Consider the following 15991-nt stretch of genomic DNA (forward strand, 5'->3'; position numbering starts at 1 on the left):
GTTCGCCGTTGGCGGCTTGCCGGCGCGTTGCGTTGTGGCGCCTCATGGTTACGGCCTTGGGCGGGGGTGTGGTCAAATACCGACTTCGTGTACTGCGCACACGCGCCATTCCCGCCCGTCGGAGCAACACCAGCGAATGAGGACCGAATCGGCCTGCATGGCGGCCACCCCTGACCGGAACACCGGGCCGGACGCGCGGCAGCGGATCCCCGCGTCCCTGCGGCGGCTGCTCCTGTCCGCGCTGGTAGCCGTGTGGCTGCTGCCGGCGCACGCCGCCTACAAAGTGGAGGTCGAGGCGCCCAAGCCCTTGCGCGAGATCCTGGAAAACCACCTCGACCTGTCCCGCTACAAGGACCGCACCGACCTGTCGCCGGATCAGTTCGCCTATATGGTGGAGACCGTGGGCGAGCAGGTGCGTCAGTTCGCCTCCACCGAAGGGTATTTCGATCCCGTCACCACCACGCGCCTGGAGGGCGAGGGCGACAAGCGCATCGTGCATGTGATGGTCGACCCCGGCGCGCGCACGCTGATCCGCAACGTCGATATCAAGGTGGAAGGGCCGGCGGCGACCCGTTCGCCCGAGCAGGTTGCCGAGGTGCAGAAGAAATGGGACCTGCCCGTCGGCAAGCCATTCCGGCAGGAAGACTGGGACAAGGCCAAGGAAGATGCACTGGTGACGCTGCAGAGCCGGAACTACTACGGGGCGCGGCTGGCCCAGTCCCAGGCGCGCATCGAACCGGATGAACTGCGCGCCGCATTGTCTGCAAGCTATGACAGCGGGCCGGCGTACCTGCTTGGGCCGTTGCACGTCAGCGGCACGCGCCGCTATCCCGAGCAGATCATCTACAACGTGAATCCGCTCAACGAAGGCGAGCCCTATCGCGTCGAGCGCTTGCTGGAACTGCAGCGTGCCATCCAGAACCAGCCCTATTTCTCGAACGTCCAGGTGGAACTGGTGCCGCCGGCCGGGCAGGTGACCAATCCGCCCGAGGGCGTGATCACCGCGCCGGTGGAGGTCAAGGTGCGCGAGTACCCCGAGCACCGGCTGAACAGCGGTGTCGGTTTCACAACCGATACCGGCGCGCAGGTGGAAGGCCGCTATTCCTATTACAACCTGTTCAACCGCGCCTGGGTGTTCGATTCGCAGGCCCGCATCGAACAGAAGCGCTCGTACCTGTTCGCCGAAACCGCCATGCCGCCGGACCGCAGCACGTTCCGCAACAGCCTGTACGGCAGCTATGAACGCACCATCGACCTGGAGAACACCGACACCACCAGCTGGCGCGCGGGCCTGAAGCGTTCGCGCTCGCGCGAGAAGTACGACATCACGATGTCGCTGGACTTCTACTACGACAACCTGCTGCCGCAGGGCCAGCCCGCGCAGATCAGCAAGGCGCTGGTGCCGGCCTTCGCGTGGACGCGGCGCGACGTGGACAACCCGGTCTTTCCGCGGCGCGGCAACGTGATCAGCACCCAGCTCGGCGTGGCGGCCAAGGGGTTGCTCAGCGATGCGACCTTCTTCCGCATGTACGGGCGCATCCGCCAGTACGTGCCGGTAGGCAACCGCGACCTGTTCATCGCGCGGCTGGAACTGGGCGCCAACCTCACCAGCGCCGATTCCAGCAAGATCCCGGCCACGCTGCGCTTCCGCGCGGGTGGTACCGATTCGGTGCGCGGGTACAGCTACCAGTCGATCGGCACGGCCAGCGGTTCCAGCGTGCTGCCGGCCAAGTACCTCGCCACGACGGGGCTCGAGTACCAGTACTGGTTCAAGCCCGACTGGGGCATGGCGGTGTTCTGGGACGCCGGCACGGCCGCCGACGCGCTCAACGACGTGAAGATCTTCAATGGCGTCGGTGTCGGCGCGCGCTGGCGCAGCCCGGTGGGGCCGGTGCAGCTCGATATCGGCTACGGCATCCAGAAGCAGCAATTCCGTCCGCACATCTCGCTCGGGGTGGCGTTCTGATGGCCCTGGTTGACATGCCTTCCGTACCGGGCCGCGGCGACGACGCGCCGCCGCCTGATCTGCCGCCGTCACGCCGCCGGCGTTTCGGGCGCGTGCTGGCGTGGATCGCCGCGGGCTTGCTGGCCTTGCTGGTCTTGCTGGCGGCCGCCGGCGTGCTGGCGCTGCGTTCCGAGGCCGGCACGCGGCACCTGTGGACGCTGGCCACGCGGCTGTCGGCCGGGATGCTGGCGGGCAACTATGAAGGCGGTACGCTGTTCCAGGGCTTGCGGCTGCGCGACGTGGTGTTCGCGAGCGGTGCCACGCACGTGACGGTCGACCGGATCGACAGCAGCTGGAACATGGCGTGGTCGCCGCGACGCTGGCACGTGGCGTGGCTGCGCATCGGCAAGGTGGAGGTGCAGCTCGGCCCCTCCACGCCGAGCACGACGCCGGCCACGATGCCGACGTCACTCGAACTGCCACTGGCCATTGATATCGACGTACTGACGATGGAGCGGCTGTCGCTGCGCTCCGGTCCGGCGGCCACGGCGCAGCCAATGATTTTCTCGGGGCTGGCCGGCGCGCTGCATTCCGACGGGCTGCGGCACCGCCTCAGTGTCGACCGTCTCGAGACACCGTATGGCAAGCTGGCCGCCAACGCGCAGATCGCGGCCCAGGCACCGTTCGCGCTGAACGTGCAGGCCTTGCTGGAGGCTAGCTGGCAAAAGGAGGACTTCACGGTCAGCGCCACCGCGCAGGGTTCCCTGGACGCGTTGCGCGCCGAGCTGGAGGCCAACGGGGAGCGCATCCGTGCGCGCGCCAGCGCCGACGTAACGCCCTACGGCAAGGTGCCATTCACGCACCTGCTGGTCGATGGCGAGCGCATCAACCCGCGGCTGTTCAGCCCGTCGGCGCCGCAGGCGAACCTGAGCGTCCATGCCGAACTGCGTCCCGTCGACGCCGCCGGGGCCCCTGCGAAGCTTCCGGCGCCAGCGTCGGGCTCCGCAGCGCCTGCCCCTGCGGCGGCACCGCTCACGGTCGCCGGCGACATCGTCGTGCGCAACCTGGAAGCGGGCCGCATCGATGCCGGCAGACTCCCGGTGCAGTCGGTGCAGGCCCACGTGCAGCTCAACGAGAAGGCGCAGGCCTTGCGCGATCTGCGCATCGCGCTGACGGGCAAGGCCGAGATCACGGGCAGCGGCTCGCTGCAGGACGGACGTGGGGCTTTTGACCTGGACGTGCATCGCCTCAATCCCGCCGCGCTGCACGGCTCGCTGAACGAAGCCAGTCTGTCCGGCCCGCTGGCCGTGCGCCTGGAGCCGGGCCGCCAGAGCGTGGCGCTGGATCTCAGTGGCGGCGAACTCAAGCTCTTTGCCGATGCCAGCATGGACGAGAACACGCTGACGCTGTCGGCGTTGCGCGCGACGCTGGGCGCGGGCACGCTCACGGCCGACGGCAAGCTCGGCCTGAAGGATCAGCAGGCGTTCGAGTTCAAGGGCAAGCTGGCGGCGTTTGATCCGGCGCGGCTGGCCAAGGTCGCCAGCGGCCGCATCAACGCGGACTTCAGCACGACCGGCACGCTGGCCAACGAAATTCGCGCCGCGGTGGATTTCACCGTGCGAGAGAGCGAGTACGCCGGCCTGCCGATGACCGGTGGGGGCAAGATCCGCGTGGCGGGCGAGCGGCTGCTGCCCAGCGAAGCCTCGCTCAGCATGGCGGGCAACCAGGTCGACTTGCGCGGCAGCTTTGGCGCGCGCGGCGACCGCCTGCATGTGGCCGTGGATGCGCCGCAGCTGGAGCGGCTGAAGTTCGGCGTGGCGGGCAAGCTCAAGCTCGATGCGGACGTGAGCGGGACGATCAAGCGGCCCGAGATGGTGGGCGACTACAGTGCGCAGGCGCTGACGTTCGGACCGCACAGCGTGGCGACGGCCAGCGGGCACGCCGAAGTGCGCGGCGGCCTCGACGGTACCCTGTCGGTCCAGCTCGCGGCGCGCGGCTACAAGGGGCCGCAGGCGAGCCTGAGCACGCTCGACGCCACGCTCAACGGCACGCAGGCCAGCCACGTTTTCGATGCCAGGGCTGCGGGCACGCTGCACCAGCGGCCGCTGCAGCTGGCGTTGTCGGGGCAGGGCGCGTGGAAGGGGCCGAAGGACGGCTGGCAAGGCACCATTCGCACATTGGAGGAACGCAGCACGGTCAACGTAAAGCTGGCCGCGCCGACACAGCTGATGGTGGCCGACCAGCGGCTTAAGCTTGGCGCCACACGCCTGCTGTTCGATCGTGCCGTGCTGCAGATCGACAGCCTGGACTGGGACCACGGCCGCATCCGCACGCAGGGCCATCTGGATGGCGTGCAGGTCGGCAATGTGCTGACGCTGGTCGAAACCGTGACAGGCGAAAAGCCGCCGCTGCGTTCGGACCTTGTGCTCGATGGCCGCTGGAACCTGACGCTCGCGGAAACCGCCGCGGGGTTTGCCGAGATCCGCCGCCGCAGCGGCGACGTGTCCGTCAATGCCGGGCGCGGCTTCACCACGCTGGGCCTGGGGGAGACCTCGCTGCGCGCGGACATCGCCGGCAATCGCATCACGCTGCGCGGCGGCACCGTGGCCGAGCGCATCGGCAAGATTGCCGTCGATGTGTCGGCAGGACTGGTGCCGGACCAGGGCTTGCTCAGCGTGGGGCCGGCGTCGACGCTGGGCGGCACGGTGCAGGTCGACGTGCCTCGTCTGAAGTCGCTGGAAGCGCTGAGCGGGCCGCAGTATGCCTTCGAAGGCAAGCTGGCGGCAGCGCTGCGGCTTTCCGGCAGCGTCGGCGCGCCGGTGCTCACGGGCACGGTCGATGGCGACAGTATTGCCCTGACGATGTATGACCTGGGCATTCGCCTGACCGACGGCATCGTGCGCATCGTGCTGGACCAGAACACGGTGGAGTTGAAGCAGGTCGAGTTCCGCGGCGGCGACGGCAAGGTCACCGCCACCGGCAACGTCAAGCTGGGCGAGGCCGATCCGAACCTGACGGCCAGGATCGTTGCCGACAAGCTGCAGTTGTTCGCGAGCCCTGAACGCACGCTGATCCTGTCGGGCAATGCGACCATCGGCAACGAGAACCGGCAAATGGCGATTCGCGGCAAGTTCCGCGTCGACCGCGGCCTGTTCGACCTGCCGAAGGCTGGCGCCCCGGTGCTCGGCGACGACGTCGTGGTGGTGCGCCGCAAGGATCAGCGCGAGCTGAAGACGGCAGCCACGCCGGCGCCGGAAGCCAAGCCCGCGAGCAAGTTCAGCCCGCTGATCGAGGTCGCCGTGGATCTCGGCAATGATTTCCGGTTCCGTGGCGCTGGTGCCGATCTCAAGCTGGCCGGGCAGATGACGGTGCTCAGCGAGCCGCTCTCGCCGATGAAGGCCACGGGCACCGTGCGCGTGACCGAGGGCACCTACGAGGCCTTCGGCCGCAAGCTGAACATCGAACGCGGTACCATCAACTTCAACGGCCCGATCGACAATCCGAACATGTACATCCGCGCGATGCGTCGCGGCCAGGAGGTCGAAGCCGGCGTGGAGGTGACCGGTACGGTGCGGCTGCCGCGCGTGCGGCTGGTGTCCGAGCCCAATGTGCCGGAGGAAGACAAGCTGTCATGGCTGATGTTCGGCTATGGTGCGGAAAGCGCCGCGGCGGGCCAGCAGAAGCAGCTCGGCGGTGCGGCTCTGGGTGGCGCCGCGCTCGGCATGCTTGGCGGCAAGGCGGGGAAGGGCGTCGTGCAGCATTTCGGGCTCGACGAATTCTCGATCGGTCCGTCCACCGCCGGCCTGAATGACCAGCAGGTGGTGAGCGTCGGCAAGGCCGTGACCGACAAGCTCGCGGTCGGTTACGAGCAGAGCCTGACGTCGGCGTCCAACGTGGTCAAGCTGACCTGGGCGTTTTCGCGGCGCTGGTCGCTGATCGCCAAGGGCGGATCCATCAACGGCCTGTCGGTCTTGTTCAACCGCCGCTTCGACAACTGGGGCGTCCTGTTCTCAGGGGCTTCGAATCGCAGCGGCACCAGAAGGAGCCAGGAGGATGGCAACACGGAATCCGATCTCGAAGGCGCGGCACAGGCCGCATCGGCTGCTGTCGCCGAGCCGGTCAAGCGTTGACCGTTACCCGCCAACTTATGCGTCGCCGCGACGCCTTGCCGCCATGGGACTGTTCGCTTCCTTGCTTGCGTTGTTTGGCTGCGACCAGCAGAAGGTCGATGAAGCCATGAAGAAGGCCGGCGATACCGCGCGTGCGACGTGGAACTCGGTCAAGCCGGACAGCGAACTGTTCAAGGGTATCGCGCCGGGGCAGTCCTCCGAGGCTGACGTGCTGCGCCAGGCCGGCAAGCCGGAGACCACGTGGGAGGAAGAGAACGGTGCGCGGCGGCTCGAATATCCGCGCGGACCGGAGGGCGCCACCACGTGGATGGTGACAATCGATGCCGATGGCAAGGTTGGACGCATCGAGCAGGTCCTGACCGCGGAGAATTTCGCGCGCGTGCGGCCCGGGATGAACCAGGACCAGGTCCGGCGCATGCTCGGCAAGCCGACCAAGGTCGAGAAGTTCGCGTTGAAGAAGGAAGAGGTATGGGGCTACCGGTGGTGGGAATCCTCGCAGGAGAAGGCCTTCTTCAATGTGCACTTCAATCCTGACGGCATGGTCACGACGACGTCGCGGAGCGACGATCCGTCCCGCATGGGCGGGGGGTGATTGGTCTGCTGCAAAAAGGTTCTTCGTTGAAATGCGGGGACGTGGCTTTTTGGCGGGGGAAGAGAAGAAGCGGAAGCACCAGCATCTGCGCCGTTGATGCCCCCGACCAACCGACTACTGAGCCGCGCAGCAGCCGAAGGCGATGATGCGATAGCGCGGGCAGTGTCGAGCCACGGACAGGTTCGGGGCTGGTTCAATCATTGTTGGAGAGCCTGCACACGGCCGCGCTCCACGCGGCAGGCAGCCGGGCAGTCTCTGAAGTTCATACCCGTACGAAATTCTTCGCACGCTACGATCAATATTCGCCCGTTAGGGCAAGTAAACGCGTTTTTTGGTTACTTTTTGTCGCTCGGACAAAAAGTGACTCGCAGGCTACGCCTGCGAAACAGCCGCGCTTGCCAAGAACGACGCCCGCAACTCGCCCGAACAAAAAAAACGGCAGCTGCCCGAAGGCGCCACCGTTTTGCCTTCCGCGAGACCAATCAGCCAATCAGCCAATCAGCCAATCAGCCAATCAGCCAATCCGCATTCCCGGCACCGCCCCACTGTGCGGTTCCAGGATGTAAAGCCCCGGATTGGCCTTCTCATCCGCCGCCGACGCGGCCAGCACCATCCCTTCCGACACGCCGAACTTCATCTTGCGCGGCGCCAGGTTGGCGACCACCACGGTCAGCTTGCCCACCAGCTGTTCCGGCGAGTAGGCCGACTGGATCCCCGAGAACACATTGCGCGTGCGGCCTTCGCCGAGGTCGAGCGTGAGCTGCAGCAGCTTGCTGGAGCCTTCCACCTTCTGGCATTCAACGATCTTCGCAACACGCAAATCGATCTTGGCAAAATCGTCGATCGTGATGGTGTCCGCGACCGGCTCGATCGATGCGGCCGATGCCGAAGCGGCCGGCGCCGCGGCCTGCAGCGATTCGCGGTTCGCGGCCAGCAGCGCGTCGACTTGCTTGGCATCGACACGGGTCATCAGGTGCTGGTACGGCTGCACCGGGCTCGCGGCCGACAGTTGTTTGTCGATGGCGCGCCAGTCGAGCGGCTCGACGTTGAGGAAGCGCTCGACGCCGGCGGCCATGGTCGGCACCACCGGCTTCAGGTAGATCGTCAACAGGCGGAAGGCTTCCAGCGACACCGAGCACGCGGCGTGCAGCGCCGCACGCTTGGCTTCGTCCTTGGCCAGTTCCCACGGCTTTTCCGTGTCGACGAAGGCATTGACGGCGGCGGTCAGCTCCATCACCAGGCGCAGCGCCTTGCTGTACTCGCGCGCTTCATACAGCTGGGCGACCTGCGGCGCGGCTTCGCGCAGCTGCTTGAGCAGCGGATGTGCCAGCGCGGCTTCGTCGACCTTGCCTTCGAAGCGCTTGACCAGGAAACCGGCCGCGCGGCTGGCGATGTTGACGTACTTGCCGATCAGGTCGCTGTTGACCCGGGCGATGAAGTCGTCCAGGTTCAGGTCCAGGTCTTCCATGCTCGCATTGAGCTTGGCGGCGAAGTAGTAGCGCAGCCACTCCGGGTTCATGCCCGTGTCGACATAGCTCTGCGCGGTGATGAAGGTGCCGCGCGACTTGCTCATCTTGGCGCCATCCACCGTCAGGAAGCCGTGCGCGAACACGTTGGTCGGCGTGCGGTAGCCCGAGAAGCGCAGCATGGCCGGCCAGAACAGCGTGTGGAAATACAGGATGTCCTTGCCGATGAAGTGGTATTGCTCGGCCGTGGAGTGCGGGCCGACCCAGGCGTCGAAGTCAATGCCCTTCTTCTCGGCCAGGTTCCTGAAGCTCGCGTAGTAGCCGATCGGCGCGTCCAGCCACACATAGAAGTACTTGCCCGGCGCGCCGGGGATCTCGAAGCCGAAGTAAGGCGCGTCGCGCGAGATGTCCCAGTCGGACAGGGTCGAGGCTTCGCCTTCGCTGCCCAGCCATTCCTGCATCTTGTTGGCGGCTTCGGGCTGCGCCAGGTCGGCCACCCACTCGCGCAGGAAGGTTTCGCAGCGCGGATCGGACAGCTTGAAGAAGAAGTGCGTCGACGACTTGCGTACCGGCGTGGCGCCGGACACCACCGAGTACGGGTTCTTCAGGTCGGTCGGCACGTAGGTGGTGCCGCACACTTCACAGGAGTCGCCGTACTGGTCCTTGGCGCCGCACTTCGGGCACTCGCCCTTGATGAAGCGGTCCGGCAGGAACATGTTCTTGACCGGGTCGAAGAACTGCTCGACCTCGCGCTCGGCGATCAGGTCGTCGGCCTTCAACGCCAGGTAGATCTTCTCGCACAGAGCGCGGTTTTCTTCCGCGTCGGTGCTGTAGTAGTTGTCGAACGACACCAGGAAGCTGTCGAAGTCGCGCTTGTGCTCGGTCCAGACGCGGTCGATCAGCTGCTTCGGCGTAATGCCTTCCTTTTCGGCCCGCAACATGACAGGCGTGCCGTGCGTGTCGTCGGCGCCGACGTAGTAGACCTCGTTGCCCATCATGCGCTGGAAGCGCACCCAGATGTCAGTCTGGATGTACTCCACCAGGTGGCCGATATGGATCTGGCCGTTGGCATATGGCAGGGCAGATGTAACGAGGATACGACGTGCGGTCATGGAAAAGAGCCGGTGGGGATGACGGGGAAGCGATCTGCGACGGCAGCCGCGGCGAGGCCGGGCGCCGGCTGCGAAAGGGCTATTCTAGCAAGCACCGCACGGCGCGACCGGTATTGCGCATGGTGAAACCGGCGGCGGTGGAGGGGTGATGCATGGTGCACTGGATGTATCGCGGCCAAAAAAAAGCGCCGGTCAGCGCCGGCGCAGCTTTCCACAACGGAAAAGGAGGAGAAATCAGGTACCGCCCGGGAGGTCAGCCACCCATCGCGAGCCAGCAACGGTGGCAAGCGGTACCTGTTTCTATGACTGGGTCATCCCTGAATTGGTTTCAAAAAAATTTCAACGCGGCGATTTTGTGCCCGTCCGGCCTCGGTGGCGTTGTCCGCCACGGGCTGGGTCTGGCCCCGGCCCTCGGCCGAGAGACGGGTGCGGGCGACCCCGCGGTCACCCAGGTAGCCCGCCACGCTCTGGGCGCGGCGCTGGGACAGTTGCATGTTGTATTGCGCGTTGCCGGTGCTGTCGGTATGGCCGACGACGTTGGCGCTGACGTCCTGGTGCTGCCCCAGCGTCTGGGCCACCTGGTCCAGCACCGAGCGGAACGACGGCTTGATGGTGGCGCTGTCGGTATCGAACGTGACCTGGCTCGGGATATTGACCTTGAGCGAGCCGTCCGGCTGTTCGGTGATCTGCGTCCCGGTGCCGGCCGTGTCCTTGTTCAGCTTGCCGCGGATGGCGTTCCAGTTGTAGCCGGCAGTACCGCCGAGCGCGCCGCCCACTGCCGCGCCGACCAGCGTGCCAGTGGTATTGCCGCCAATCAGGTTGCCCAGGCCAGCGCCTACCGCAGCGCCCACGCCGGTCCCGACGGCCGTGTGGGTCTGTTGTTCGGTGGCGCAGCCGGCGGCCAGAACCGTGACCGCGGCGAGCGAGATGGTGGCGAACTTGAATTTCATGCTTTCTCCTTCTGAATGTTCCCGTAGAAGTATTTTGGATTGCTGCAACGAGGATGGTAACGCTGATAGTAACGCCCGGCGCACCCACCGTGCCCCCGCGCCGATCCGGACGCGCAGGGCGGGGCCTCGTGCAAACACTGCGGCACTACAATATGGATATGGCGGCGCGCGCACAAGTGCAAGCTTGTGAGATTTGTAAATGTCTGTAATCCCACAAAGCCCGAAAGGGCTTGGGCGCCGATTCGCGGTCCTGATGGCCGCTGCTGCATACTTTGATACATTAGTTCGTCCCCACCCCTCACCATCACAGCGGAGTTTGTCTTGAGCCTCAGCACTGAACAGGTCACGGAAGTCCTGCGTACGGTCATCGACCCCAACACGGGCAAGGACCTGGTGTCCACCCGCTCGGCCAGGAATATCCGCGTCGACGGCGGCGACGTGTCGCTGGAGGTGGAACTGGGCTACCCGGGCAAGAGCCAGGTCGAGCCGATCCGCAAGCTGGTGGTGGCTGCCGTGCGGCAGCTCCCCGGCGTCAGCAATGTGAGCGTCAGCGTCAGCATGAAGATCGTCGCGCATGCGGTGCAGCGCGGCGTCAAGCTGCTGACCGGCGTGAAGAACGTGATCGCCGTGGCCTCGGGCAAGGGCGGTGTCGGCAAATCGACCACGGCGGTCAACCTGGCGCTGGCCCTGTCCGCCGAAGGCGCGCGCGTAGGCATGCTAGATGCCGACATCTACGGTCCCAGCCTGCCGATGATGCTTGGCATCGACGGCCGCCCGGAGTCCTCCGACGGCCAGACCATGGAGCCGCTCGAAGGCCACGGCCTGCAGGCCAACTCGATCGGCTTCCTGATCGAACAGGACAACCCGATGGTATGGCGCGGCCCGATGGTCACGTCGGCGCTGGAACAGCTGCTGCGCCAGACCAACTGGCATGACCTGGATTACCTGATCGTCGACATGCCCCCCGGCACTGGCGACATCCAGCTCACGCTGTCGCAGAAGGTGCCCGTTACCGGCGCGGTGATCGTGACCACGCCGCAGGACATCGCGCTGCTGGACGCCAAGAAGGGCCTCAAGATGTTCGAGAAGGTGGGCATTCCGATCCTGGGCATCGTCGAGAACATGGCGGTGTACTGCTGCCCGAACTGCGGCCATGTCGAACATATCTTTGGCCAGGGTGGCGGCGAGAAGATGTGTGCCGACTACGGCGTGGACCTGCTTGGCAGCCTGCCGCTGAACCTGTCGATCCGCGAGCAGGCCGATTCGGGCCGCCCCACGGTGGTGGCCGATCCCGACAGCCCGGTGGCGGAGCTGTATCGCGGCATCGCGCGCAAGGTGGCCATCAAGGTGGCCGACAAGGCGCGCGACATGACCAGCAAGTTTCCCAGCATCGTCGTGCAGAACACCTGAGGCCAACACCATGGACATGCCCGCGCCGCAAGCCCGCCCCGCCGTCACCATGGCGGTAGTCATGCGAAGGGTGGCGCTGGCAAGTCGCTGGCAGTCCTGGAAATGGGAGCTGGAAGCGGTCTGGCCCGACCTGGGCGAGTTCGGCGCCGTGCCCATGTGCCTGGAACAGGACCAGCACGGCGCGCGCTGGCTCTATCCCGGTTTCGAGGTCGCGCTGTTCCATGACCAGGGCGAAGGCTATTATCTCAACCTGACCTCGACGCAGCCCTGCTGGTTCGTGCACTGGCGCATGCAGGAAGAGGTTCCCGCAGACGAGGCACGGCCCGTGCCCGTCACCGTGTCACTGTCCTACAACGAAGCGGGGCGCTGGCTCGATGCCGGCGAAACCGTGGAGAACGTGCCGCTTGCCCCCGACCAGCGCGAATGGCTGCAGGCTTACGTCGACCAGAACTACCGTCCCGAACCGAAGCAGCGTCGCCGGCCCGAGTCGTTCAAGGCGCCGGAGGATCGCGCGCGTTACTGACCGCTGCCGGCCATGAGCGAATCGTCCTTCCTGTCACGCTGGTCGCGCCGCAAGGCCGCGGCGCGGGAGGGCGCTTCCGTGCCGGACGAGCCGCCGGTCGCCGAACCGGTTCAGCCCGAGCCGCTGCCCGCTGCCGAAGCTCAGGCCCCTGCAACGCCCACCGAAGCGCCAGTGGATCTCCCCACCATGGCGGATGTGGCGCTGCTGCGACCCGGCGACAACATTGCTCGCTTTGTCGCGCGCGGCGTGGACGAGGGCGTCAAGCGTGCCGCGCTCAAGACCTTGTTTGCCGATCCGCACTTCAATGTGATGGATGGCCTCGACACCTATATCGACGACTACGGCAAGCCTGACCCGATTCCGCCCGATGTGCTGCGGCGCCTGACCCAGTCCAGGACGCTGGGATTGTTCGATGACGAGGAAGCCGCGGAAGCCCCGCAAGCGGCAGGGTTCGCGGCGTTGCCGGAATCCGCAGCAGCGTCCGTCGCGGCCTTGCCGGAAAAGGAACCGAACCATGCCGATGTTCCCACGCCATCGGTCGAGTCCAAAGCACCAGACCCGGACAAACACGCGTAGCTGCCCGCATACGCCCGGCCTACAATAGGTCTCCCACAATTCCCGGCCTGCAGACCCTCGCAAGAAAGGGTGCCCGGGCCGGTCAGCCGCATTCGCCATGCCGACGCTGATCTGCAATTGCAATGACACCATGCCGCTTGACGGAGCGGCGCTGTCCCAGGCCAACGGTGCCAACGGTGAGCCGCTGAAGGTTCACCGGCTGCTGTGCCGCAGGGAGATCGGCGCTTTCACCGCCGCGCTCGACGGCACCGATGATGTGATCGTCGCCTGCACGCAGGAGCGGCACCTGTTCGCCGAAGTCGCGGCCCAGTCCGCGCGCGGCACCGATGGCCGTGCCATGGTGGCCGCGCCCGTGCGCTTCGTGAATATCCGCGAGACTGGCGGCTGGTCCCAGGGCGCCAGGCGCGACCCGAAAACCGCCAACGCGAAGATCGCCGCCTTGCTGGCCGTGGCCGCCTTGCCCGAGCCGGATCCCGTGCCGGTGGTGGACTACCGCTCCGAAGGCGCCGTGCTCGTGATGGGTCCCGCCGACCGCGCCTTGCCGTGGGCCGGGCGTCTCGCGGCCATGGCGCTCGAAGTCACCGTGCTGCTGCCGTCCGGTGCAACACCCCACAGCCGCGTGGAGCCCGGTATCGCGCCCGCGGATCGCGCCTACCCCGTCCACAGTGGCACGCTGAAGACCCTGGCCGGCTGGCTCGGCGCCTTTGCGGCCACCTGGGAGACCGGTGCGGGGCGCGCGAATCCCATCGATCTCGATCTCTGCACGCGGTGCAATGCCTGCATCGAAGCCTGCCCCGAACAGGCGATCGACTTCAGCTACCAGATCGACCTGGACCGTTGCCGCGCGCACCGCGATTGCGTGCGGGCATGCGGCGCGGCGGCCGCGATCGACTTCGACCGGCCGCCGGCGATCAGCGAGGGCCGCTTCGACCTCGTCTTCGATCTCAACGATGCGCCGGCCTTCACGATGCACGAGCCGCCGCAAGGCTACCTGCATGCCGGCGCGGATGCGCTGCGCCAGCAGCAACAGGCGCTGGCGCTGACGCAACTGGTCGGCGAATTCGAGAAGCCCAAGTTCTTCCGCTACAAGGAGAGCCTCTGCGCCCACGGCCGCAACCAGACCACCGGCTGCACCGCGTGCATCGACATCTGCTCGACGCAGGCCATCCGCTCGCAATGGCATGACGGCAAGGGCCGTATCGAAGTCACGCCCAATCTCTGCATGGGCTGCGGCGCATGTACCACGGTCTGCCCGAGCGGCGCGATCAGCTATGCGTACCCGGGGCCGGAGATGCTGGGCACGCGCTTGCGCACGCTGCTGTCGGCCTACCGGGCGGCGCGCGGGCGCGATGCCGTGGTGTTGCTGCACGGGGAAGCGACCGGCACGCCGGCCATCCTGGCGCTGGGGCGTGCCGCGCGCGCCGGGCGGGCGCAAGGCGTGCCGCCGAATGTGATGCCGGTGCAGGTGTTTCATCCGGCTTCGGCAGGGCTGGAACTCTGGCTCGCGGCGCTGTGCTGGGGCGCGGCGCGCGTGGCGGTGCTGCTGACCGGCGACGAGGCGCCGCAGTACCGCACCGCTTTGATCGGGCAGATCGATGTCGCGCGGTCGCTGCTGGCCGGGCTCGGCTACGACGGCGAGGCCGTGTCGCTGGTCGAGGCGAACGATGCGGCGTCGCTGGACCAGGGGCTCGCCGCGCTGCGCCCCGCGCTGCAAGCGTTGCCGCCCGCGCCATTCGGTCCCGTGGCCGCCAAGCGCGAGATGCTCGAGTTCGCGCTCGACCACCTCGTGCGGCACGCGCCGGCTCCGGCGGACATCGTGCCGCTACCTTCAGCAGCACCGTTCGGGGCGGTGGCGGTCGACACGGCGGCTTGCACGCTTTGCATGGCCTGCGTCGGCGCGTGCCCGACCCAGGCCCTGCGCGACAACCCGGAGCGCCCGGTGCTTGGCTTCCTGGAGCGCAACTGCGTGCAGTGCGGCCTGTGCGAGAAGACCTGCCCGGAGGACGCGATCACGCTCGTGCCGCGCCTGCTGACCGGCGATGCCGCGCGGCGCGCCGTGACGCTCAATGAATCGCAGCCGTTCCATTGCGTGCGCTGCGCCAAGCCGTTCGGCACCGCGCAGATGGTGGAGTCGATGCTGGTGCGCCTGGCCGGACACCCGGCCTTTGCCGGCGCGGCCGCCGAGCGCCTCAAGATGTGCCCCGATTGCCGGGTAGTCGACATGATGGAGCGCGACCCGGGGGCGATCAGCGGCGCCACGCTCCGGTAAGCGTTTCCGCCCAGACAAAAAACATCACGACATGACAGATTTCCAGCCGATCCAGCTGACCGCCGCGCCCGAAGACGATACCGAGGACATTGCCCGCGCCGATTTGTATGGCCTGCTGGCTACGCTGTTCTATCGCGCGCCGGACGCGGCGCTGCTCCATCACATTGCCGCCAACCGCGCGCCGGACGAGAGTTCGGGCACGATACTCGGCCGGGCGTGGAATGCGTTGTGCGATGCGGCATCGAGCACCAGCGAGGCCGAGGCCGCCGACGAGTACCGTGAACTGTTCCTCGGCGTGGGGCGCCAGGAGGTCTTCCTGTACGGCTCCTTTTACCTCACCGGCTTCCTGAACGAGCGCCCGCTGGTGGTCCTGCGTGACGACCTGGCCCGCTATGGGCTGGTCCGGCACGACAATGTCAGCGAAACCGAGGACCACGTCGCCGCGCTGTGCGAGGTGATGCGCTTCCTCGTGGCGGGCGATGATGTCGCCGTGTCCAACCTCGGCGAACAACAGCGCTTCTACGCGCAGCACCTGCAGCCGTGGATCGGGAAATTGTGCGATGCACTAAGCGGCCATCCGAAAGCGCGCTTCTATCGCAGCGTTGCCGGATTGATGCAGGCCTTCGCAGATGTCGAGGCCATGGCGCTCGAAATGCATTGATCGCATTGTCTTCGGTAATAGGGATTAACCCGGTAACTCCATGGTTTTTCAGCGATGTTGCACCTAGAATATGCATAACAACGCATAACGGCTGAATCATCGGCATGCCCGTGCCGAACCGAGGAGTGCCTCACATGAAAGAGACGCAACCCAGGGTCGCGCGCCGCAGTTTTCTTGCGGGCGCTGGAGTTGTCGCTGCCGCCGCCGGCGCAGCGTCGCTGACCGCGCGGGGTCCGGCCGTGCCGGTCCAGAGCGCGGCCATCCCGGAGCCCACCGACGTGCCGTCGGACCAAGCGGGCTACCGGGTGTCCGAGCACATTCGCAAGTACTACCGCACCACGCTGGTGTGAGCACGCG

Annotated in this window: 11 protein-coding genes; 9 read left to right on the forward strand and 2 right to left on the reverse strand. The window is 66.6% G+C overall.

Features of this window, described 5'->3' with window-relative positions; all coding sequences use genetic code 11:
- The first annotated feature begins 136 nt into the window (after positions 1–136).
- Genes AC3FKH_RS04960 through bamE form a run of 3 tightly spaced genes read left to right on the forward strand, consistent with a single transcriptional unit; the run spans position 137 to position 6667 of the window.
- Positions 137–1966 carry an autotransporter assembly complex protein TamA gene (locus AC3FKH_RS04960; protein ID WP_488673421.1) on the forward strand — a complete coding sequence of 610 codons (1830 nt, stop codon included), beginning with the start codon at positions 137–139 and terminating at the stop codon, positions 1964–1966.
- Entirely contained in the window at positions 1966–6075 is a 4110-nt protein-coding gene (locus AC3FKH_RS04965; RefSeq protein ID WP_488673423.1) for a translocation/assembly module TamB domain-containing protein, read from the forward strand. The genes AC3FKH_RS04960 and AC3FKH_RS04965 overlap by 1 nt, the downstream gene beginning before the upstream one ends.
- A 43-nt stretch (positions 6076–6118) precedes the next feature.
- A complete protein-coding gene (gene bamE / locus AC3FKH_RS04970; protein WP_488673424.1) occupies positions 6119–6667 on the forward strand; it encodes an outer membrane protein assembly factor BamE domain-containing protein in 549 nt (182 codons plus the stop codon).
- 514 nt (positions 6668–7181) lie between these two features.
- Here bamE and metG read toward each other — a convergent pair.
- The gene (metG, locus tag AC3FKH_RS04975; protein ID WP_488673426.1) at positions 7182–9245 is read right to left on the reverse strand and encodes a methionine--tRNA ligase; all 2064 of its coding nucleotides are present in this window, start codon (positions 9243–9245) and stop codon (positions 7182–7184) included.
- Between the two features lie 311 nt (positions 9246–9556).
- Positions 9557–10195, reverse strand: coding sequence for a YiaD family glycine zipper/OmpA-like lipoprotein (locus AC3FKH_RS04980; RefSeq protein WP_488673428.1), 639 nt, complete (start codon positions 10193–10195; stop codon positions 9557–9559).
- Positions 10196–10516: 321 nt separating this feature from the next.
- Between AC3FKH_RS04980 and apbC the strand changes: the two genes are divergently transcribed.
- From apbC to AC3FKH_RS05010, 6 genes are all read left to right on the forward strand, one after another.
- Positions 10517–11605, forward strand: a complete 1089-nt coding sequence (gene apbC, locus AC3FKH_RS04985) for an iron-sulfur cluster carrier protein ApbC (RefSeq protein WP_488673430.1) — start codon at positions 10517–10519, stop codon at positions 11603–11605.
- A 10-nt stretch (positions 11606–11615) separates the two neighbouring features.
- Positions 11616–12128, forward strand: coding sequence for a DUF3305 domain-containing protein (locus tag AC3FKH_RS04990; protein WP_488673432.1), 513 nt, complete (start codon positions 11616–11618; stop codon positions 12126–12128).
- A gap of 12 nt (positions 12129–12140) precedes the next feature.
- Positions 12141–12704 carry a DUF3306 domain-containing protein gene (locus AC3FKH_RS04995; protein WP_488673434.1) on the forward strand — a complete coding sequence of 188 codons (564 nt, stop codon included), beginning with the start codon at positions 12141–12143 and terminating at the stop codon, positions 12702–12704.
- 97 nt (positions 12705–12801) lie between these two features.
- Positions 12802–14973 carry a 4Fe-4S dicluster domain-containing protein gene (locus tag AC3FKH_RS05000; RefSeq protein WP_488673436.1) on the forward strand — a complete coding sequence of 724 codons (2172 nt, stop codon included), beginning with the start codon at positions 12802–12804 and terminating at the stop codon, positions 14971–14973.
- 31 nt (positions 14974–15004) lie between these two features.
- The gene (locus AC3FKH_RS05005) at positions 15005–15634 is read left to right on the forward strand and encodes a TorD/DmsD family molecular chaperone (RefSeq protein ID WP_488673437.1); all 630 of its coding nucleotides are present in this window, start codon (positions 15005–15007) and stop codon (positions 15632–15634) included.
- 134 nt (positions 15635–15768) lie between these two features.
- Complete coding sequence (locus tag AC3FKH_RS05010; RefSeq protein ID WP_488673438.1) at positions 15769–15984, forward strand: formate dehydrogenase; 216 nt, start codon at positions 15769–15771, stop codon at positions 15982–15984.
- Positions 15985–15991: the final 7 nt, after the last annotated feature.

The organism is Cupriavidus sp. 21MJTG02-4 (assembly GCF_057798975.1).

Bases quoted from the DNA above. Each gene is read 5' to 3' on its own strand.
- AC3FKH_RS04980 (WP_488673428.1), bottom strand. From the start codon at position 10,195: ATGAAATTCAAGTTCGCCACCATCTCGCTCGCCGCGGTCACGGTTCTG.
- AC3FKH_RS05005 (WP_488673437.1), top strand. From the start codon at position 15,005: ATGACAGATTTCCAGCCGATCCAGCTGACCGCCGCGCCCGAAGACGAT.
- AC3FKH_RS04990 (WP_488673432.1), top strand. From the start codon at position 11,616: ATGGACATGCCCGCGCCGCAAGCCCGCCCCGCCGTCACCATGGCGGTA.
- metG (WP_488673426.1), bottom strand. From the start codon at position 9,245: ATGACCGCACGTCGTATCCTCGTTACATCTGCCCTGCCATATGCCAAC.
- AC3FKH_RS05000 (WP_488673436.1), top strand. From the start codon at position 12,802: ATGCCGACGCTGATCTGCAATTGCAATGACACCATGCCGCTTGACGGA.
- bamE (WP_488673424.1), top strand. From the start codon at position 6,119: ATGGGACTGTTCGCTTCCTTGCTTGCGTTGTTTGGCTGCGACCAGCAG.
- AC3FKH_RS05010 (WP_488673438.1), top strand. From the start codon at position 15,769: ATGAAAGAGACGCAACCCAGGGTCGCGCGCCGCAGTTTTCTTGCGGGC.
- AC3FKH_RS04965 (WP_488673423.1), top strand. From the start codon at position 1,966: ATGGCCCTGGTTGACATGCCTTCCGTACCGGGCCGCGGCGACGACGCG.
- AC3FKH_RS04995 (WP_488673434.1), top strand. From the start codon at position 12,141: ATGAGCGAATCGTCCTTCCTGTCACGCTGGTCGCGCCGCAAGGCCGCG.
- AC3FKH_RS04960 (WP_488673421.1), top strand. From the start codon at position 137: ATGAGGACCGAATCGGCCTGCATGGCGGCCACCCCTGACCGGAACACC.